Below are 20,634 nucleotides of genomic sequence, written 5' to 3' on the forward strand. Positions count from 1 at the left end.
ATAATTGATAGTTGAGGTTGATATATTTATACAACTATTTCAATCTACTATTATATTTACTGCAATTTGGTTTAAAAATAATCATATTGGGTATTTATATTCAGACTTATAAGATAGAGGGTGGACAATTTGTTAATTGCAGCTTTTTTAGTTGCCATATGCCTAACCATACTCATCACCCCATTTGTAATTAAATTAGCGCATAAAATAGGAGCAACCGATGCTCCCAATAATAGAAAAGTGCACATAAAAGTGATGCCAAGCATGGGCGGATTAGCAATTTTCCTCAGCTTTATTATAACGCTTCCGATTTTTTCACCGGAAATTGCCCGTTCAGACACATTTTCAGCCATGTTTTTTGGTGCAGCAGTCATCTTAATTCTTGGTATATTTGATGACAAATATGAATTGGATGCAAAAGTGAAGTTAATCGGGCAAATTGCTGCCGCTTTAATTATTGTTATTGTCGGCGATATCCAGGTTAACTATATTAATACACCGTTTGGGGAAACGATTGAATTTGGATTTATGGCGATCCCAATCACCGTTATTTGGATTGTGGGCATCACGAATGCTATTAACCTAATTGACGGATTGGATGGATTGGCAGCAGGTGTTTCAACAATAGCGTTATTAACCATCTCCGCGATGGCTATCTTTAGAATTGGCGATATGTTCGTTGCCATGATTGCTTTGATTCTTGCTGGAAGTACATTAGGATTTTTGAAATTCAATTTCTTCCCAGCCAAAATATTCATGGGAGATACAGGAGCTATGTTCCTTGGATTCATGATATCCGTACTATCCCTGTTAGGATTTAAAAATATTACGGTAATTTCCTTAGTCATACCGATTATAATACTAGGTGTACCAATTTCTGATACGTTCTTTGCAATGGTACGGAGGTTCCTGCAGAAGAAACCACTGCATGCACCGGATAAGTCTCATTTGCATCACTGCTTATTGCGATTAGGCTATTCCCATAGAACCACTGTACTGATGATTTATGCAATGGCTGCTGTCTTTGGACTGGCTGCTTTCATCTTTAGTATGGCCACACTATGGGGCGGAATATTCTTCAGTTTTATTCTGCTTATAGCACTTGAATTGATGGTTGAACGAATTGGCCTTCTTGGCGAAAATCATAGACCATTGCACAAACTTTTAGCATTACGTTCAGCTGATTCAAAAGAAAGATTTTAATAATAATTGTTAGAGCTGCCATACAAATAAATGGCAGCTTTTTTAATGGGATTATAATTGTTGGACTGGAAACTGTCGCTTCCGCTTCATTTCATTAATGCTCATTAAAAAATACCATACGCTTGCTATTCTTTTGAACTTGCGCATAATGAATACAGTCTTGTACCTACCAATATCTCTTTAAATGCTAAAAACCCCTAATTCTATTTAAGAATTAGGGGTTGATGTTTATTAATCTTTATTCAACTATAACTGAATCATTGGGAATGGATTCTGTTTCTGCATCCTTTTTATAATCAAGATGAGCTTGAAGCTCCTGTTTGATATTTGCCAGGGATTGCTCATCTAATTGATAATAATACGTACCGCCAATGTAAGAATCCTTCCCTTCCAGACTAATGGATTCGATTTGAAGGTTGGATGCTGCCAATACATAGCTTGAGAAGCTCTTCATTTCTTTGAATGTCATATTGGTTTTCATATTTTTACCGATTCCTTCGATGACATCGGCATATTTCGTAATCGATTTAGCTGATGCTGCCTTGTCAATAATAGCTGTCAGAATCTCTTGCTGGCGTTTACCACGCTCAATATCACTGTCTTTCTTTCTTGTTCTGGCCAATGCCAATGCTTCTTCACCGTTTAATGTTTGTAAACCTTCTTCAAGAGTGATCGCACCTTGCTCATCATTTGAGTTTTGCTCTGAGAATGTATAAGGTACATTAACTTCGATGCCTTCCAATGCATCAACTACATCAACAAAGGCATTAAAGTTCATTTTCACATAGTAGTCAACTGGAACATCCAGTAATTCTTCGACTGTATCGATTGTATATTTTACCCCGCCATATGCATGGGCATGAGTAATTTTTGAATAGTTATCTTTCCCAGGGATGTATACATATGAGTCACGCGGTATACTTAACAATTTAACTGTTTTTTCTTTATCATTGAATGTAGCAAGCATAAGCGCATCTGTTCTGGAACCTTTTTCATTATTGCGCACACTGCTATCATCTACTCCCATAAATAATACGGATACATTATCTTTAGCAGGATTTACTCCCCGTCCATCGTTTGCAAAATTTTCATCATATGATTCAGAGAGTACATTTTGAGCCTTCACATATAAGTAACCTGCATAACCACCAGCAACTAAAATAACAATAAGAATAGGAAATAAGATGACCGCTGCAATGCGTTTCTTATTTTTCCGTCTACGCCTTACCTTGCGCATATTTTGCCTATTTTGCATTGGTTTTCTCCTTTTATATATATTAAAAAACATAGAAGTCATTTTCAGTCTTACATCATTGTACCCTTTTTCTTATATTGCGTAAATTAATTTTTTCTCCCAAAAAAAGGGTATTGCTCTAAATCTCATCAATATAATTCAAAAAAAAGACACTAGAATAAACCACTCTAGTGTCTTTCCATTTTTATTAAATTGGCTGACAGTATATAACGCTGCGGCGCATCCCCTATATAATCAAATGGATAACATGTAGTGACTGTCAGAACAGGACGTGACTTAGGCACAATAACGGTCCGATCATCTGCATCTACAATTCGGACGCCAAATACTTTATAGGTAAAAGTCCCAGCCGTTGTTTGAACAATCAATTCATCGCCTTTACCAACCTGCCCGAGTTTACGAAATACTGTATCACGATGGCCAGATAGAACTGAATTATCTTTCATTCCAGGCAGTACACTGTCTGAATAGTGTCCTACACCCTTTTCCAGTTCATCTTCATCTGTTCCTTCAATAATCGGGAGATAAGCTGATATCTTCGGGATAATTAACTCACCGAATTCTTCACCCTTTTTTGGGTACACTTTATATAAATCATCCGATTGATTCGTAACTTGCGACTCGGAAACAGATGCAGGTTCGGGAGTCTCTTCGACTATTACCGGCTCAGGCGCTTTTGCCGTTATAAGAGGCAGACCATACTTCACTATCATGCCAGCACCTATGAAGATCAGAATGCCGGCCAAAAGCACCACTATTCTTGCTTTAGGAATCATGCAGCATCCTTATTTTTCCGACGGAAGAATAATAGTCCGGCTCCTGCTGCCAAGGCTCCTATTCCTAGTAATACACCTTCAGCATAATTGCCGGCTGTATTAGGCAATTTACCGCCACTAATTGTTTTATTAATGGCTTTTCCTTCTTTATTCTCGATTTTCCCTACCTTATTCTCCACCAGTGGCTTTGGAACTGTCTTAACCGGTTCAGTAACCTTATCAATTAAATCAGAACCAAACATTTCTGCTGTAATAATCATGTCTGCAAGTAATTCACCTTGTTTATTATAAAGCTCGATTAGCAGATCTGCACCATTAGTTGATTCAAGTACCATAAGTTCATCAATGGAAATCGCCTTTTTGCTGCCATCTTTCGTTAAATGAAATTTAGCTTTCATTTGGTAGATGTCCAAAACTTCATTAAACAAAGCTACAATCTCTTTCATCTGTGCCTCAGTTAACTCTGAAGAACTCTCAAATTCCGGTAAATTATCTGCTCGTTTTTCTAATTCCAGGAGTTTCTCCTCAAGCGCAGGATCGTCAAAATCTATGGCAGAGATGTGTTTTTCTAAATTCTCTAACTCTTGCCTATCAATTCCGAATTCAGCAAGCCCTTCTAATAATGCATCAATAAACATATAACCTAAAATAGCTGCTTCAAGATCTTCAAGGTATTGATAATTAGATAAGCTGTCTCCATTGCTGGTTAGCAATTCATTTAATTCCTCTAAAGTCATTTCGTAATCCACAAGCCATTGTTTCAAGGATTCATCTGTTATTTCAGTGCCCTCAAATTCTTCCCAGCTTAATGCATGCTCTAAAATATTTAAATAAACGTAGGTGTCCTCAATTGATTTAGACTTATCGTAGCCATCTTCGTATTCCAATTCATCCATCAATTCATCTTTGTCGGTAAATCCGTATGTTTCAATCAGCTCTTGAAGATTTTCTTCAGTTATTTTTTCACCCAATGCTACTTTCAACTCATCAATCGAGTTATACTCTGTATATTCTTTTCCGAAGTATGTAAGTATGAGTTCTTCTAATTGATCTGGTGAAATCCCCTCTGTTTCGGCAAACTTGTCAAAATCCCCTTCATTAATTGCAGCGAAACCTACCACCGGCTTTATAACTGTGAATAACAGCATAAAAGCAACTAAAGACAAAGCTATCCGTTTCATAATCTTCCTCCTACGAAAGTAATGTTACAAAAATATTACACTCCAAACTTAGTATAATACCATCTAGAAATTTTTACCACACCGTTTTTCCAAAAAATACATTTTTATATATATTATTCTGACAACTTAGGTTAAAATGACCATGTATGCGATAACATTTTGTAATATTATATTTTTTCAAGGAGGAAGCTAGCTTTGCTGGAAACAAGAAAGCAATTACATTCGCCCGTCTGTGTGAATAAAAAAATGAAAGTCTCTATTTGGCTTTCCATTATGACTATATGTTTTATCTTTCTCTTACCGTTAGGTGTCATGATTATCTGTGAAACCATGGTCAGGAATGACCTGAATTTATACACACTCGATCAATTTTTTAATTTAAAGACGAAAGCCTTCCTATTAAATTATCTGATTTATTTTGCCGTAATTAATCTATTCTGTATACTTCCACGTAAATTATATTATGTTACTTCTCTAGTCATAAGCGGTTTATTCATTCTCTTTACGATTGCTAATCAAATGAAACTTGAATTGCGAAATAGCCCCATTATGTTATCCGATATAAGTCTTATTAAGGAATTGCAGGGGTTAGATAATCTAGAATTACCAATGAAACCTATTATATTGGGACTTGTAATTTTAATTGTCGGTATACTGATCATCTACTTCTTACCAAAAGGGAAAGAGTTTTGGATTCCCAAGACTCTACTGTTTACTGGTTCATTCGTTTTTCTCCTTATATTATGGAATGAGAAACCGATATCTCCAATGGCCCAGGCTAATCTTTGGTATACACGCTGGCGACCGGAACTGGGCATCAGCGAAAATGGCTTAATAGGCAATTTCACTCTCTTTGCAAAGAAGGCACAAATCCAGCCACCCGCAGGGTATTCTGAAGCTAAAATTAAAGCGCTCGCTGAAAAATATCAACCCGAAACGATGAAACAAACAAATGAAGAAAGCGAACAACCAAATGTGATTTACATCATGAGCGAAGCCTTCGTTGATCCATATCTTTGGGGTGAGAAATATTTCAAGGAGGATCCCACGCCTAATTTCAGAAAGGCTTTCCAGGAATCAATGCACGGGTTTATGTATTCACCCGAGTATGGCGGAGGAACGGCAAATGTCGAATTTGAGGCGGTAACTGGTTTAAGCAGACAATTCCTCCCCGGAGATGATGTAGCCTATAATCAATATTTAAATCATCCAGTTCCATCCGTTGCAAGGGAATTTAACGAAGCAGGGTATCACTCAACAGCTATTCATGCTTTTAAGAATTGGTATTATCAGCGTGCCACCGCATATAAAAACTTGGGATTCAACCGGTTTATACCTGGTGATTTTATGAATCTTGATTTTCCATTCAATAGCGGGAAAGGCTACCCCTCCGATCGACATATGACTGATTCTATTTTAAAAATTGTGAAGGAAAATGAGAATCCTTCCTTTATTCATGCTGTTGGACTTGAAGGCCACATGCCGTATCCAAGAGCAAAAAAAGGCTCACCTTTTCTTGATAAAACTAAAATGGAAGTGAACACTTACGAAACCTTTGGTACCTATGTAAATAAATTAAACAGCGTGGACAAAGATTTGGGCAGATTTTTGCAGGAACTAAAGAAACTTGAACGACCTACCATTGTCGTCTTTTGGGGTGACCATTTCCCTGGGTTCACACCCTTTCAAACTGTGTACGGAAAAGAAGGATTAAATTATACTGCCAGCCTAAATGGCAGCTTCGAGGACTGGATGAAGCTTCATAAAGTCCCTTACTTTATCTGGAATAGTAAAGAAAACAAGCCGCTTGAAAGAAATGTTACACCAAATATGTTCAGCCAAATCGTTATGGATATGGCTAATATAGAAGGGAATGCAATCACAAACCTGTTGACCCAAGTTACAGAGAGCGGAACGTCTTACTTCCCTTACAAGCAATTTACAAAGGAAATGGGAGACTTCACAGCTGAAATGAAGGATCTACAAATGCTTCAGTACGACATCCTTCATGGTAAAAGGTATTTCACAAAGACTTCCTTAGCTACTAAAGATTTTTCTGATTACACCTTAGGATGGACAAAGAAACCAAAAGTCCATATAACTAAGAGTGGCGATGAAATCATAGTACATGCAGAGGGAATACCTAAATATGCTAAACTTTTTGATGAATCTAATGATGAACTCGCCATTACCTGGTTGACCTCAGATGAGGGTACATCAACTTTTAAAGTAAAAGGCAATCCAAAAAAAGTTTATTTCGTGGTAGAAGATGACCGTGAAACAATTCTATTAAAAACAAATAAATATCCTGTCAACTAGTAAAAGAAAGCCCCTCCTTATTCCAGGGGGGGCTTATTAATTACCAAAGATGTCATTTGGCAGTTGCACTATAACCTCTTCTTATATTCTTTATATTCTTCCACTCTCTTCCCCCTATCTATCAATCTATTTACTAGTGTGCTTGCAGCGTAACAATAAGCATCACCATCTTAAATGGACATAAAAAAGACGATTATATAAGTAATCGCCCTCATCTCAAAAACCAAGATTAAAAAAGTCCCACCAACATAGCAAAGACTTAAAGATTTTTATTTAATTTTTACATTCACAAAATTAATCGTTCTATAATTACCGTTATTTTCTGCACTGCGGAATCTAACATCAAACTTTTTAACCCCTTTAACATTTAAACTGATTTGTTATTGAAGAAATCGGTTTAAAAGCTTCGAATGGCTGACCTTCACAATAACCCTATCAGTCGTTTCTTTGCTATTTTTTGAGTTTTGTATAGCTGCTTCGACAGGAGTTAACGGCGCCAACACAAAAGCGATAATGCTCAGCGCCACTATCATTCTTTTCATTCTACTGCTCCTCTTCTCACTTATATAAATATATAATTCGACCAATTTTACCATTATTCCCTATAAACTCACATAGTTCTTTTTTATCATAAAAATAGAAAAAGTTCCCAAACCCCCTTCCTTGTGTTACCATATTATAGGAGATACTTTCAAAGGGGGAGTCCAAAATGAAATCAAAAGCTGTCGCATTCGCTGCCGTCGCCATACTTTCTGCAACATATGCAGGATCTGCATCTGCCGATTCCAATTCATATACAATAAAAAAAGGAGATACCTTGTCGGCTATTGCCAATAAAAGCGGAACAACTGTAGCTGCTCTTAAACAAGTAAACCAACTAAAATCCGACTTGATTTATCCCAACCAAGTATTAAAGATTATATCTACTAGTCCTACCAAACAGGCAACAACTAAAAAGACCGCCCAAGCCAAAATTCCATCCCAGACAAGCTCTGCTAAAACATATAAAGTTGTATCAGGAGACAGCCTCTCTAAGATTGCAGCCAAGTATAAAGTCTCCATTAACAATCTAATAGAGTGGAATAATCTAAAAAGTACCATCATTTATCCAAATCAGGTGCTTAAAGTTTCAAGGACTACAGCGGTTATTAATCAACCAGTCACTACATCCCCTAAGTCCCCCTCTACCTCAAAAACTACAGTGTATGTCGTGAAGAGTGGCGATAGCCTAAGCCAAATTGGAAAAAAGTACGGATTAACGGTAGCCAAGCTAAAAACCCTTAACAATCTTAAGTCCGATTTAATTTATGTTGGGCAGAAACTAAAGGTGGCAGTTGTGACTACAACCAATCCACCCAAACAGCCAACTGTACCTAAAACTCCAACTCCATCAACCAATACAACATACTCTGTAAGGGGCGGAGATACGTTGGGCAGAATCAGTCAGCAATATGGAATGACAGTGGCACAGTTAAAATCATTAAATAACCTTAAATCAGATATGATTTATGTAGGACAAACACTAAAGTTATCAGGTAACTCTGCAAGCAAACCAGCTCCTAAACAAGATGAAATTGTACGAGATGATTCAGATAGTCAAATCGGCAATTCCACTTTCACTTCTAGGCTAATCGATGAAAGTAAAAAGGTTATTGGAACCAAATATGTCTTTGGCGGCACCAGCACATCAGGCTTTGACTGCAGTGGTTTTATCTATTATGTATTTAACAAGGCCGGATATGATATTAATCGCTACTCAGCAGCAGGCTATTATGACCGTTCTTATTATGTAGATAATCCGAAGCCGGGCGACTTAGTATTTTTCGAGAATACCTATAAAAAGGGAATTTCTCATTTAGGGATCTATATAGGAAATAATCAGTTCATCAATGCAGATAATAGCGGCGTTAGAATTGTAAGCTTAAGTAATTCATATTATAAGAAGCACTTTTCTAGTTTCAAGAGATTCTATTAAACTCAGGATCCAGCCTAATTGTTAGGCTGGATTTTTTTTATTACATTATAGGTACTCTTAAATTAATATTAATTAATAAAAGTACTATATGTAATTTCTTCGTTTCAATCATATATAAATATTATATAATATAAATAGATTGTTATATTTTGTAGAAAACGGGGATCTATATGAGAACAGATAGAACAAAAAAGAAAAAGATGAAAACGTGGAAGAAAGTCGTTTTGGGAATTATAGGGCTATTTGTTTTAGTTGGCGGTGTATTTGCCTTTACGGTGTATCGTTCCTTCGATAACGCCTTAGATGCTATGCACGATCCAACTAGCCGGGAAGGCTCTAAAAAGAGGGTAGAGAAGGTCAGCTTGAAGGATAAGACACCTTTTTCTGTACTTTTATTAGGTGTAGATGAAAGAGAAGGCGACAAGGGACGCTCCGATACAATGATTGTTCTGACGGTAAATCCAATCCTCGAATCAGTCAAAATGGTAAGTATCCCTCGCGATACAAGGACGGAAATTATCGGAAAAGGAATAGATGATAAAATCAACCACGCATATGCCTTTGGCGGTGTGGAAATGTCCATGGATACAGCAGAGAACTTCCTTGATATTCCAATTGATTATTATGTACAGGTTAACATGGAAGGATTTAAAGATATCGTCGATGCTGTTGGCGGCGTCACTGTTGTAAATGATCTTGATTTTACTTATGAGGGGCAGCACTTCGCAGAAGGAACCCTTACTTTGAATGGTGAGCAGGCCCTAAAATACTCACGAATGAGATATGAGGATCCACGTGGAGATTTCGGACGCCAAATGAGGCAAAGACAGATTATCCAGGCGGTCCTTAAAGAAGGGGCAAGCCTTTCTTCTCTAACCCGCTTTGATGGGATTTTGGATGCACTTGGTGATAATGTGAAGACTGATATCAGCTTCTCTCAAATGGTCAGCATCCAGAGTAATTATAAAGAAGCAGCCAAGTCGTTAGAACAGCTGCAGCTTGAGGGTCAAGGTACAAAAATTAATAAAGTCTATTACTATATCCCTTCTGATAATTCCTTAACAAACTTAAAGGATACATTAAAAAAACATTTACAAATCAATAAGTAATTAGAAAAGGATTAAGCAGACTGCTTAATCCTTTTCCTCATTTATAGATATTCTTGATTTCTGATTTAATCTCTTCGATGAATTCCTGTGCAGTTAATGTTTCATCTGTTGTTCCACGATTGTAGGCATTTCTGATTAGGTCCATAAATGCTCTTGCCTGAGTATCTTCAGTCTCTCTGTATTTTAGTTCATTTGTCATCTTACTTTTCTCCTTCAATAACCATTACCTAATTATACAAATTAATCTATATGTTGTAAATATATGAAAGATTTTGACACATAATAGTAATGCTGATGAAACAATCCTCTACTTAGATGACAAAAAATCTAACGGTCTTTCATTTCTTTTCCCTTGATAATAAAGAATAGCCTCGACAATACGTTTGGAAGCTTCACCATCTCCATAAGGATTGGATGCTTTCGCCATTTTGGCATGTGTCTTTTCATCTGATAAAAGCTCATTTGCCATATTGAAAATCACATCCTCATCTGTACCTGCGAGCTTCAATGTGCCGGCTTCTATTCCTTCCGGACGCTCTGTCGTGTCTCTTAATACCAATACCGGAACCCCAAGTGATGGAGCTTCTTCCTGAACACCGCCTGAATCAGTCAGGATTAAATAGGATCTGGATGCAAAGTTATGAAAATCTATCACATCCAATGGTTCTATTAAATGAATACGCGGATTTTCACCCAAAATTTCAGCTGCCAGCTCTCGAACCACAGGGTTTAAGTGGACAGGATAGACCACTTGAATATCCTGGTGGACTTCAGTCAAATGCTGAATGGCTTTAAACATATTACGCATCGGCTGACCCTGATTCTCTCTGCGATGGGCTGTCATTAAGACAAGACGGTCTTCTCCCAAAGTATCTAAAATAGGGTGAGAATAGGTTTCTTTCACGGTTGTTTTCAATGCATCAATCGCCGTATTTCCGGTGATAAAGATTGATCCCTCCGGTTTATTTTCGTTTAATAAATTGAGTTTTGATTGATAGGTAGGTGAAAAATGCAGATCACTTAAGACCCCAGTAAGCTGACGATTCATTTCTTCAGGATATGGAGAATATTTATCATGTGTCCGCAAGCCCGCTTCGACATGCCCAACCGGTATGGATTGATAAAACGCTGCAAGGCTTGCTACGAAGGTTGTGGTCGTATCACCATGGACAAGGACAATATCCGGTTTAACCTCCCCCATTACCTCGTGGAGCCCTTCAAGTGCACGGGTCGTGATTCCTGCCAATGTTTGCTTATCTCTCATAATATTCAAGTCATAATCCGGTTTAATATCAAATATATCAAGTACCTGATCAAGCATTTGACGATGCTGTGCTGTTACCGTAACAATCGTTTCAATTTGCTCTGGATACTTTTCTAACTCTTTAACCAAGGGAGCCATTTTAATCGCTTCCGGCCTTGTACCAAAAACAGTCATTACCTTTATTTTTTGAGCCATAGGAACTCTCCTTTTTCGACAATCAATAAACGTTGAACTTAAAAACTCAAGTTAGTTCATATATCCTATACTAACAAGTAAGCATAATTTGAACAAAGGAAACATTAAAAAACATCCTCATATTACCATATACATATATATTATAGATAATAAACTCCATTATTAATATAATCTTTCGCTATTCTCTATTACCCTGGATCATAAAAATTATCCCAGGAACTCATAGGCATAATTTACAAATTCCGGTTTTTATTCATATACAAATTAATGGTCCGTTAAACTGTTTATATTCCTGAAAAAATATCCTACCTATATCTCATCAACTATATCGAACAGGCTATTTCAGACGCTAAAAAACTTACTGTGATAGCCTATTCAGACTTCAATCATCGTGTTAATATTTGTAAAAAGAATAAGAGGTGAGCTATGAAGCGAATATGGATTACAGGTGTAACAGTTCTACTGTCTATTGGATTTTTAGTCTATGGGAATAACCATTATCATGCGAAAATTGAGAAGTCCCGTGCAGAAGCGTACAAGCAATACACGAAGGATCAGGCAAACCAGAGCCTAGAAGAAACACAACTCGAAAATGAACGAAAATCAATTAATGACCAGCAGCAAAAAAAGCTAAAAGAAGCCCAAAAGGTGATCAAAAATGTATACGATGATTCGAAGCATCAAAGCACTGAATTAAAAGAGGTGCTACAGGACCTTACCCCTCTAATTGAACAAAAAGAAGACTAATCTGACTAGACATTAGAGTGTTCGGTCTTTTTTTCTGCAAAAAAAGACTCAGTCCTTTTACCTATATTCAGGACAAATGGATTATTTTAGAATTAGAAGGGAATATATTTTTTATATACTGAACAAAATGAGGTGCTAAAATGATACTACTAAAACATCTTTGGTATAAATACAGACTAAAACGCCTTATCAATAAAGCAGATTCCTGCACTAATCCCGAAATAAAAAAGGATTTAAACAAAAAAAATTATTACTTACATTTAAAGCTTAATGAAATAGAGAAATTTTATATTTCAGGTGAACAATCCAATGGATGATCCATTCATATAGATGGAGTAGAATGGAATATGTTCTAATCATTCTACTCCATAAAATAAACTCATCTTCTCTCCATCTCAATCAACCGGGCAATATATTGCAGAACATCCTCTCTTATTTCTTCATTTTTCAAAGCAAAATCAATCGTTGTCTTGATAAACCCTAGCTTCTCACCTACATCATATCGTTCCCCTTCAAATTCATAGGCATAGACACGCTGGATTTGATTGAGCTTTTGAATGGCATCGGTCAACTGAATTTCACCACCCGCTCCTATTTCCATTTCACCGAGAAAATCAAATATCTCTGGCTTAAAAATATATCGTCCAATAATAGCCAGATTAGAAGGTGCAGTTCCTCTCACTGGCTTTTCTACAAAGCTGTCTACCAGATGGCAACGCCCATCCATATGAATAGGATCGATAATACCATACCGGTCGGTTTCATTGTCAGGAACTGCTTTAATGCCGATAACTGAAGAGTCGAGTACCTCGTACTGATCGATTAACTGGAGCAAGCATGGCTTATCATGTACGACAATATCATCTCCGAGCAATACAGCGAAAGGCTCATCTCCAATAAAATTCCGTGCACACCAAATGGCGTGACCTAGACCCTTTGGTTCCTTCTGGCGAATATAATGGATGTTCGCAAGCTCAGATGGCTTCTGTACCTCCTCCAATAAATCGAATTTACGTTTCTCTTTTAAATTCTGCTCCAATTCATAAGCATGATCAAAATGATCCTCAATGGCTCTCTTACCCTTACCTGTTACGATGATTATGTCCTCAATCCCTGATGCAACAGCTTCTTCTACTATGTATTGAATGGTCGGTTTATTAACTATTGGCAGCATTTCCTTTGGCATGGCCTTAGTGGCTGGTAAAAACCTAGTTCCCAGACCTGCTGCCGGTATGATGGCTTTCGTAATTTTTTTCATACGCATCCCCTTTTCAGTATTATTATTCATTCTATATAACTAATACCCCAACTAAATAATAGACCTATATGATAAAACGGTATAACTTGTTTAATATCTCAGTATTTGAATATCAATAGTTAACTATCATCATTATTTAAATACCTTATAATCTCTTTAACTTTATTCACCTATATGACCCAAGTTGTATTTTTCCACATTTTTCTTTATACAGATAACGATGAATGATACAATAAGACAGAATTTAATGATTAGGTGGTAGAATCGTGATTAAAGAATGGAATTTACTGCGTGTTATTGCTTGTCTAAGTATCGTTTTATTACATTGTACGACTCAAATTGGCAGAAGTATTGGCTATCCCGAGATAACAAACTATCATTTTTATAGGATGCTATTATGTTATGCTACTCCAACATTTATTGTTTTATCGGAGATTATTTTGGCTAATAGGTATCCATCTAAGCTTCCTCAAAACTTTTGGATGAAAAGATTAAAGTTTATTTTTATTCCTTATTTAGCCTTCGCTTTAATTGATGCATTTGTAACGTTTTATTTAAATCCAAATACAGACCTTCCAGAGAAGATCATTAATAATGCTGTATTCGGCAGATATGAAGGATATTTTATACTGATTATTTTCCAATTTTATATTCTTCATTATATTGTAACGAAGTTTAAGCTTTCTATGGTTTGGATGATACCATTAAGTATATATCTAATGTCATTTTACTTAGATATGATAAGGCTAAATCCAGAGCTTTCAGCACAATATGGAATGACTATACACATACCTTTTCTTGCTTGGTTTGCTTACTTCACTATTGCATATGCTGTGGGTAAAAATTATAAAATTGTTTCAGAGATGTTAATGAAATATAGGTGGATGACGGTGCTTCTATTTATTATCTCTTTAGCCGTTATGTATATTTCCTATGAATCTGGAAATACCAGCGTATCATCTAAAAGATTCGATTTATTATTATTTGTTATAGTTACAAGTGCATTGATCCTGGCATGGGGTCAGAAAATACCGAATTATCGTATTATCAATATAATTAGTAATTATTCATTCGGTATCTATTTAATTCATTGGCAGGTTCAACGGCTTGTAGCACCATATATTGCTGGTTTCTTTGATCATACATCAACAAGAGTATTAGCCTTATTTTTTGTTTCCTTGCTAATCAGTATGAGTCTGATCAAACTAATTTCACTCTTACCATTTGGCTCTTATATCATAGGACAATTGAAAAAATCAGTACCTAAACAAAATTCTAACGGTCAACCAGTCGCCCCTACCTTGCAAGCTAGAGATAGAATTTCATGATTTAAAACGATAACTTCAAGTTGAATATAAAAATCATAATTAATAGTATGATATAATCTTCTGCAGACTGCTGGAATTACTTTTAGCAGTCTATTATCGTCGGGTTGAGGTAAAGTTTTCTCTATTGGTCTCCCGGGAAAATATAATGCATAATTTCAAGCTCAAGGGGTTTTTGCCTCTTTTAATAAATCAAATTTACGTTCCTCTATATATTTTGTTCTAAGGCTTACTGCCTCTTTTCCCGATTCTTATATATATATATCCTTTCCCACCGTTTTTATTTTTCAACTTATATAACTAATACTACATATCCCATTCTATCCCTCTAAAATAACAAAAAAATATCCGGACCATCTCCAATTTTCCCGAGAGAGCAGTATGCTTGTTAATTAAATCTATGTAAGCTACTTTACAACTTATGTTCTAGCAGGTTCTGCGGCAGCGAATACTGAAATGTTGCCGGATTGATTCATCCATTTATTATGGGAGCTTTCTGGAAGATTGAGAGGAAATGCCATAAAGACAGAACAGAGTAATCAATGACTGTAAGTAATTAGAGAAGAGGATTATCCAGAGTTTAGGTAGATTTATCCATTTAAAAAACCAGTATTGACAGTTAATTTTAAATACTGCTATTGTTTAAGTTGGTATAATTCTTAAAATTTTCTTCTATTTTTTGACAAAATGCGACTTTGTTCCCTATTTTATATTTAATACATTTTGTACCATTATATTAAACGTCGAAAAAGCAAAGCTAGCGAAAACTAGTGACGCAAAACTAAAGGGACTAAGGCTCGTCTCATGCTAGCTAAGTCAGCCAGTTACCAAAACGAGGAGGCACGAAATTGAATTACTATCAAACTCCTGAGGAAATGTACAGAAAAAGAAAACTTAAAAAGACTGCAACCTATGCAGGCCTAATTGTAGTAGCTGTTGGAATCATTTTAGGATTACAAGTGCTGCTCTACAATATGTAAAAAAAAGAGTGGGACTATGGGTTCCATTCTTTTTTATGTTCATTCATCTTATCTTTTGATGCAGGAAAAGGGTTCTATCTACGTAGCAATTTTTCATACACATATCTTAAAATGAATAGCCAAAATACCTTACATAAAAAAAATTTTTTGAATAAAAGATGAAATTATCTTCTTCAATATCCTAGTTTAAAATTCGAGGTTCCTTCTTAGAAGATATCGTGAATTTATTTTTAGTAGTACTAGTGTTGGGGAGTAATTTTGAGGCATTTTATAGTAGAAAAGTGGAGAAAACGTTACGTTTTCTCCACTTTTTGAAACACTCTTTATTTATTAAGAAAATATAATAATCTACTTCTATATAATTCTCCGTAAACCATTGTACGTCTTGATATATTTAGAGAATACTGGGTTTAACTTCTATCCTAGTCTTTTGAATTAGTTCAACACACAGCTATTATTTCGACATATAACCTTTAGGATTATTCTTATGCCAATTCCATGCATCCGAAATGATTTTTTCTAAAGAATCATACTGCGGTTTCCAACCCAATATGTCTTTTGCTTTCTGTGACGAAGCAATTAAGACAGCAGGGTCTCCAGCTCTTCTTTCTTTAACTTCTGCTGGGATAGAATGGTTTGTTATATGTCTTGCTACATCAATAACCTCTTTAACAGAGTATCCATTCCCATTACCAAGGTTAAAGATATCACTAGCATTTCCTTTTCTTAAGTATTCTAATGCTAGATAATGCGCTGATGCTAAATCCATTACATGAATGTAATCACGGATGCACGTTCCATCTTCTGTAGGATAATCATCACCAAACATATAAACTTTATCCCGTTGACCAAGCGGAACCTGCAAAACCAATGGAATAAGATGTGTTTCTGGGTCATGCATCTCTCCAATATTTCCACTCTGATGTGCTCCAGCAGCATTAAAATACCTTAAAGAAACATATTTTATGTCATATCCTTGGTCAAACCACTTCATCATTTTTTCCATCGCAAGTTTGGTTTCACCATAGGTGTTGGTAGGATTTGTTTTATCATTTTCAATGATTGGAATATTCTTTGGTTCACCATAAGTAGCCGCTGTGGAGGAAAATACTACTTTGTTGACGTTATTATTTTTCATGACATCTAACAAACACATCATGCCGTAAACATTGTTATGATAATATTCATAAGGCCTACTCATGCTTTCTCCAACTAATGAGTTAGCAGCAAAGTGAATAACAGCCTCGATATTATGAGACTTAAAGACACGATCTAAATCTTCTTTATCTCTAAGATCAATCTCATAAAAATGATCAACGTCTACTGCCTCTCTATGTCCACTTTGTAAATTATCAACAACAACCACTTCTTCGTTCTGGTCTAAAAAGTACTTCACTGTATGAGAGCCAATATAGCCTGCTCCCCCTGTAATAAGTATCGCCATCCTAACACCTTCTTCTTATCTATTGATGTTACGTAATAAAGAATTTACTTTGCTCATCAAGCTATTCTGAACAGCTTCCAGCTTATCACTACTCTCCACCATCGTTTGGCCCTTCACACCAAAGTAGAATTTCGCTTTTGGCTCTGTTCCAGATGGACGTAAAGCAATCCAGGATCCATCAGCTAAATGATACTTCAACACGTTCGAACGGGGCAATTCAATTTTCTCTTCTTGTCCATCTACAACTCGAATAGAAGCTAAATAATCCTCAACCGCAATAACTTTCACACCAGCAATTTCAACTAATTGTTCATTTCTAAATGTCTCCATCAATCTTGCAATCTGCTCTGCGCCGTCTTTTCCTTTAAGTGTAATACTTTGCAAGGCTTCTTGATAAAACCCATACTTTTCAAAAATAGATAGCAGTCCTTCGTACAACGTCATGTTCTTCGTTTTATAGTAAGCCGCCACTTCAGCCACGAATATCGCTGATTGAACAGCATCCTTATCACGGACAAAGTCTCCAATCAAATAACCGTAGCTTTCCTCATAGCCGAACAAGAAAGTATGTTCATTGGTTACTTTAAATTCTTTAATCTTTTCTCCAATAAATTTAAAACCAGTTAATGTATCAAGAGTAACAATACCATAATGCTCAGCAATAGCACGACCAATTTCAGATGTTACGATGGTTTTAATGACAGCTCCATTTGCAGGAAGCTCTCCTTTTTCCTTCTTCTGAGAAAGCAAGTATTCCAGCATCAAAGCACCGATTTGGTTTCCCGTTAAGACGACATACTCTCCTGCTTCATTCTTCACAGCTATCCCAAGACGGTCTGCATCCGGGTCCGTTCCCATGAGAATATCGGCATCAATCTTCTTCCCATATTGAATAGCCAACTCAAACGCAGAATGCTCTTCTGGATTTGGGGATTGAACAGTCGAAAAGTTTGCAACTGGTAACTCCTGTTCTTTGACAACTGTTACGTTTTCAAAACCAAATGCCTTAAGACCTGCACGTACCGGTTTATTCCCTGTCCCATGTAACGGGGAGTAGACAATTTTCAGCTCTTTCGCGACATCAGCGACCATCTCAGGGTTCAATTGCAAAGTGGTTAATTGCTGAATATACGCCTGATCGACCTTTTCCCCTATATATGTTAATACCTCACTTGAAAGAAGTTCTTTTTCTTCTGCGACTTCAACAGTCAATTCATTTTCAATTGCTTCGACATAACGAATAATCGTATCGGTTGCTTCTGGAGGAATCTGGCCCCCATCTTCTCCATATACCTTAAACCCATTATACTCAGGTGGATTATGGCTTGCTGTAATCACTACTCCAGAGAATGCATTCAAATAACGAACCGCAAAGGATAGCACTGGTGTTGGCCGTAACTCGTCAAATACATATGCTTTAATGCCATATTTCCCAATTGTTTTTGCTACCTCTAATGCAAACTCCGGTGATTTGTGACGAGAATCATAGGCAATGACAACCCCACGTTGTTTTGCCAGCTCTCCTTGTTCCGCTATATAACGAGCAAGCCCCTCTGCTGCCCTACGAATAGTATAGATATTCAAACGATTTGTACCTGGACCAAGTTCTCCACGCATGCCACCAGTACCAAATTCTAAGTGTTTATAAAATAGGTCTTCTAAAGCTTTTGAATCCTCTTTAAGTTCATTTAATTTTTCTTTAAGATCATCATTAAGCTGTTCAAATGATAACCATTTATCTGCATTACTTTTCCAGTTCACTCTTTATTCTCCTCTCTCATTCTATATTAATTTAACTTTTAACTAATCAACTATTATTACTTGATTTAAATCTGATTTCCAGCGTTCATAAGTACAATCCACCTTCAAAATTTCATCATTACTATTAAAATTTATAAACACAATAACTTTAGCTTTACCTGCCAAAATAGCCTTTTTCACCTAACAGCATTCCTCTTACCTTGTATTAATAATTTCATTCCATTCAAATCAGGCTCGTAATAAACATTTCATGTAAATAAACAAAAATGTAGTCAAACCTTATAAGGAGTTGTGAACATGGATAAATGAGGGAATTTTATAATTGAGTTTGTATGGGGAATTTCTTTTAGTATCCATTGCCTTCCTAGACTGCATCAAACTTCTGCTTCATTTAGTTACTGGTTGATTTGCATAGAAAAAAGCGGGACTTATTTCTTATAGAAATAAGTCCCGCTTTAAAATTAAACAAGTGCAGTTTCTAAGCTATTAACTGTTTTTCTACCAATGGATTCATAAACAACATTCGCTTTTTTGGCAGATGTTAAGTTATAGCAGTTACGACCATCAAGGATAATTGGGTTCTTCATTAACTGGCTATACTTCTCTAAATCAAAATCTTTAACTTCATCCCATTCAGTAAAGATAAAACAAATGTCTGCATCTTTAAGAGTATCTTCTATTGAGTTGCAGTACGTAATTTCATTAGGATATATCTTCTTATAGTTATCAACACCAACTGGATCCCATGCTTTTACTTTTGCTCCATCCTCAAGTATCAATGGAATACTTACTAATGAAGGTGCTTCTCTTAAATCATCCGTTCCAGGCTTAAACGTTAACCCTAACACCGCAACATTTAACCCTTGTAGATTATTATAATACTTACGTGATTTCTTAAATAACTTAAGTTTTTGATTCTCATTGACATCAATCGCAGCCTTAACTGTTTTCAACTCAGTATCATGGAAGTTTGCTATCCAATGTAATGCCTTTGTATCTTTAGGGAAACAGGAACCACCATAGCCAATCCCAGCATTTAAGAAACGATTTCCTATACGACCATCAAGGCCCATACCAAGCGCAACATCTTCAATATCTGCTCCAATGGTTTCGCATAGGTTCGCAATCTCATTAATAAACGAGATTTTTAGTGCCAGAAAATCATTGGAAGCGTATTTAATCATCTCTGCGCTCTTACGGTTCGTTACAACGATAGGGGCATTAAAATCTTTATAAACCTCTTTCAAGACCTCCGCTGCGTAATCTTCTTCAGCGCCAATTACAACTCTAGAAGCTTGCAAAGTATCACGAACTGCTGTTCCTTGAGCTAAAAACTCTGGGTTGGAAGCAATGTAAACATTGACGTCATGAACTAAATTTCGTTTAATCATTTCCTCAACTTTATCGTTCGTCCCAATAGGTACAGTGGATTTCACAACAACTACACAGTCTTTTTCAATACTCTTAGCAATTTGTTCTGCTACTCCATAAACATAAGTTAAATTAGCGGATCCATCAACTTTTTCGGGAGTACCTACACCGATAAAAATCACATCAGCATCTTTATAAGCAGCATGATAATCAGTTGTATAAGTTAATCGCTCTGTGTTTCTCTTCATTAATTCCTCTAAACCAGGTTCATAAATTGGGGAAACTCCTGCTTCCATTATGGCTACTTTATTTTCATCAATGTCTACACAAGTAACAGAGTGACCATGCTCTGCAAGACAAACACCTGTTACTAAACCAACATATCCTGTTCCTGCTACTGCAATTTTCATATTGCTCACCTCATATTTATGGATTATTTTAAACTTGTTATCTAATAGATCTGATGATCAT

General features: G+C 36.3%; 18 protein-coding genes and 1 riboswitch. Of the genes, 7 read left to right on the plus strand and 11 right to left on the minus strand.

From position 1 onward, the window contains the following. The first annotated feature begins 129 nt into the window (after positions 1-129). Entirely contained in the window at positions 130-1,203 is a 1,074-nt protein-coding gene (locus AC4G3O_RS12670) for an MraY family glycosyltransferase (RefSeq protein WP_491136269.1), read from the plus strand. A gap of 238 nt (positions 1,204-1,441) precedes the next feature. Here AC4G3O_RS12670 and AC4G3O_RS12675 read toward each other — a convergent pair whose 3' ends face one another. From AC4G3O_RS12675 to AC4G3O_RS12685, 3 genes are all read right to left on the minus strand, one after another. Next, positions 1,442-2,458 carry an LCP family protein gene (locus AC4G3O_RS12675; protein ID WP_491136270.1) on the minus strand — a complete coding sequence of 339 codons (1,017 nt, stop codon included), beginning with the start codon at positions 2,456-2,458 and terminating at the stop codon, positions 1,442-1,444. Positions 2,459-2,625: 167 nt separating this feature from the next. Continuing rightward, entirely contained in the window at positions 2,626-3,234 is a 609-nt protein-coding gene (locus AC4G3O_RS12680; RefSeq protein ID WP_491136271.1) for a class D sortase, read from the minus strand. Continuing rightward, positions 3,231-4,415, minus strand: a complete 1,185-nt coding sequence (locus AC4G3O_RS12685; protein WP_491136272.1) for a processed acidic surface protein — start codon at positions 4,413-4,415, stop codon at positions 3,231-3,233. Before AC4G3O_RS12685 ends, AC4G3O_RS12680 begins: the two co-directional genes overlap by 4 nt. A 195-nt stretch (positions 4,416-4,610) precedes the next feature. Here AC4G3O_RS12685 and AC4G3O_RS12690 point away from each other — a divergent pair, with 195 nt between their 5' ends. Beyond that, a complete protein-coding gene (locus AC4G3O_RS12690) occupies positions 4,611-6,734 on the plus strand; it encodes an LTA synthase family protein (RefSeq protein WP_491136273.1) in 2,124 nt (707 codons plus the stop codon). Between the two features lie 380 nt (positions 6,735-7,114). On the opposite strand, the gene AC4G3O_RS12695 is transcribed toward AC4G3O_RS12690, so the two are convergent. Further along, complete coding sequence (locus tag AC4G3O_RS12695; protein ID WP_491136274.1) at positions 7,115-7,276, minus strand: hypothetical protein; 162 nt, start codon at positions 7,274-7,276, stop codon at positions 7,115-7,117. 167 nt (positions 7,277-7,443) lie between these two features. Between AC4G3O_RS12695 and AC4G3O_RS12700 the strand changes: the two genes are divergently transcribed. Further along, complete coding sequence (locus AC4G3O_RS12700; RefSeq protein ID WP_491136275.1) at positions 7,444-8,709, plus strand: C40 family peptidase; 1,266 nt, start codon at positions 7,444-7,446, stop codon at positions 8,707-8,709. Between the two features lie 170 nt (positions 8,710-8,879). Continuing rightward, entirely contained in the window at positions 8,880-9,818 is a 939-nt protein-coding gene (gene tagU, locus AC4G3O_RS12705) for a polyisoprenyl-teichoic acid--peptidoglycan teichoic acid transferase TagU (RefSeq protein ID WP_491136276.1), read from the plus strand. Between the two features lie 37 nt (positions 9,819-9,855). Here the strand turns inward: tagU and AC4G3O_RS12710 are convergent, their stop codons facing one another. Then, positions 9,856-10,017: a YwzD family small protein gene (locus AC4G3O_RS12710; protein WP_491136277.1), complete on the minus strand. Its 162-nt coding sequence runs from the start codon at positions 10,015-10,017 to the stop codon at positions 9,856-9,858. 108 nt (positions 10,018-10,125) lie between these two features. Further along, positions 10,126-11,277, minus strand: coding sequence for a non-hydrolyzing UDP-N-acetylglucosamine 2-epimerase (wecB, locus tag AC4G3O_RS12715; protein WP_491136278.1), 1,152 nt, complete (start codon positions 11,275-11,277; stop codon positions 10,126-10,128). A gap of 426 nt (positions 11,278-11,703) precedes the next feature. Here wecB and AC4G3O_RS12720 point away from each other — a divergent pair, with 426 nt between their 5' ends. Continuing rightward, positions 11,704-12,024, plus strand: a complete 321-nt coding sequence (locus tag AC4G3O_RS12720) for a hypothetical protein (RefSeq protein WP_491136279.1) — start codon at positions 11,704-11,706, stop codon at positions 12,022-12,024. Between the two features lie 379 nt (positions 12,025-12,403). On the opposite strand, the gene galU is transcribed toward AC4G3O_RS12720, so the two are convergent. Next, on the minus strand, positions 12,404-13,282 hold the full coding sequence (galU, locus tag AC4G3O_RS12725) for a UTP--glucose-1-phosphate uridylyltransferase GalU (RefSeq protein WP_491136280.1): 879 nt from the start codon (positions 13,280-13,282) through the stop codon (positions 12,404-12,406). Between the two features lie 266 nt (positions 13,283-13,548). Between galU and AC4G3O_RS12730 the strand changes: the two genes are divergently transcribed. Beyond that, complete coding sequence (locus tag AC4G3O_RS12730) at positions 13,549-14,610, plus strand: acyltransferase family protein (RefSeq protein WP_491136281.1); 1,062 nt, start codon at positions 13,549-13,551, stop codon at positions 14,608-14,610. A 737-nt stretch (positions 14,611-15,347) separates the two neighbouring features. Further along, positions 15,348-15,439: riboswitch (cyclic di-GMP riboswitch) on the plus strand. Positions 15,440-15,455: 16 nt separating this feature from the next. Beyond that, the gene (locus AC4G3O_RS12735; RefSeq protein WP_258188215.1) at positions 15,456-15,587 is read left to right on the plus strand and encodes a hypothetical protein; all 132 of its coding nucleotides are present in this window, start codon (positions 15,456-15,458) and stop codon (positions 15,585-15,587) included. Positions 15,588-16,041: 454 nt separating this feature from the next. Here AC4G3O_RS12735 and galE read toward each other — a convergent pair whose 3' ends face one another. The 4 genes from galE to AC4G3O_RS12755 form a co-directional block, all read right to left on the minus strand. Further along, positions 16,042-17,031 carry a UDP-glucose 4-epimerase GalE gene (gene galE / locus AC4G3O_RS12740; RefSeq protein ID WP_491136282.1) on the minus strand — a complete coding sequence of 330 codons (990 nt, stop codon included), beginning with the start codon at positions 17,029-17,031 and terminating at the stop codon, positions 16,042-16,044. A gap of 15 nt (positions 17,032-17,046) precedes the next feature. Further along, a complete protein-coding gene (locus tag AC4G3O_RS12745; RefSeq protein ID WP_491136283.1) occupies positions 17,047-18,792 on the minus strand; it encodes a phospho-sugar mutase in 1,746 nt (581 codons plus the stop codon). Between the two features lie 42 nt (positions 18,793-18,834). After that, the gene (locus tag AC4G3O_RS12750; protein ID WP_491136284.1) at positions 18,835-18,972 is read right to left on the minus strand and encodes a hypothetical protein; all 138 of its coding nucleotides are present in this window, start codon (positions 18,970-18,972) and stop codon (positions 18,835-18,837) included. 281 nt (positions 18,973-19,253) lie between these two features. Next, positions 19,254-20,573, minus strand: a complete 1,320-nt coding sequence (locus AC4G3O_RS12755; RefSeq protein ID WP_491136285.1) for a UDP-glucose dehydrogenase family protein — start codon at positions 20,571-20,573, stop codon at positions 19,254-19,256. Positions 20,574-20,634 lie beyond the last annotated feature (61 nt).

The organism is Bacillus sp. z14 (2026) (genome assembly GCF_058313575.1).

What these genes read in the sequence shown, in the direction of transcription:
- AC4G3O_RS12720 (WP_491136279.1), top strand. Translation starts at nt 11,704, where the DNA reads ATGAAGCGAATATGGATTACAGGTGTAACAGTTCTACTGTCTATTGGA.
- AC4G3O_RS12710 (WP_491136277.1), bottom strand. Translation starts at nt 10,017, where the DNA reads ATGACAAATGAACTAAAATACAGAGAGACTGAAGATACTCAGGCAAGA.
- AC4G3O_RS12685 (WP_491136272.1), bottom strand. Translation starts at nt 4,415, where the DNA reads ATGAAACGGATAGCTTTGTCTTTAGTTGCTTTTATGCTGTTATTCACA.
- AC4G3O_RS12680 (WP_491136271.1), bottom strand. Translation starts at nt 3,234, where the DNA reads ATGATTCCTAAAGCAAGAATAGTGGTGCTTTTGGCCGGCATTCTGATC.
- AC4G3O_RS12675 (WP_491136270.1), bottom strand. Translation starts at nt 2,458, where the DNA reads ATGCAAAATAGGCAAAATATGCGCAAGGTAAGGCGTAGACGGAAAAAT.
- AC4G3O_RS12695 (WP_491136274.1), bottom strand. Translation starts at nt 7,276, where the DNA reads ATGAAAAGAATGATAGTGGCGCTGAGCATTATCGCTTTTGTGTTGGCG.
- AC4G3O_RS12755 (WP_491136285.1), bottom strand. Translation starts at nt 20,573, where the DNA reads ATGAAAATTGCAGTAGCAGGAACAGGATATGTTGGTTTAGTAACAGGT.
- wecB (WP_491136278.1), bottom strand. Translation starts at nt 11,277, where the DNA reads ATGGCTCAAAAAATAAAGGTAATGACTGTTTTTGGTACAAGGCCGGAA.
- galU (WP_491136280.1), bottom strand. Translation starts at nt 13,282, where the DNA reads ATGAAAAAAATTACGAAAGCCATCATACCGGCAGCAGGTCTGGGAACT.
- galE (WP_491136282.1), bottom strand. Translation starts at nt 17,031, where the DNA reads ATGGCGATACTTATTACAGGGGGAGCAGGCTATATTGGCTCTCATACA.
- tagU (WP_491136276.1), top strand. Translation starts at nt 8,880, where the DNA reads ATGAGAACAGATAGAACAAAAAAGAAAAAGATGAAAACGTGGAAGAAA.
- AC4G3O_RS12700 (WP_491136275.1), top strand. Translation starts at nt 7,444, where the DNA reads ATGAAATCAAAAGCTGTCGCATTCGCTGCCGTCGCCATACTTTCTGCA.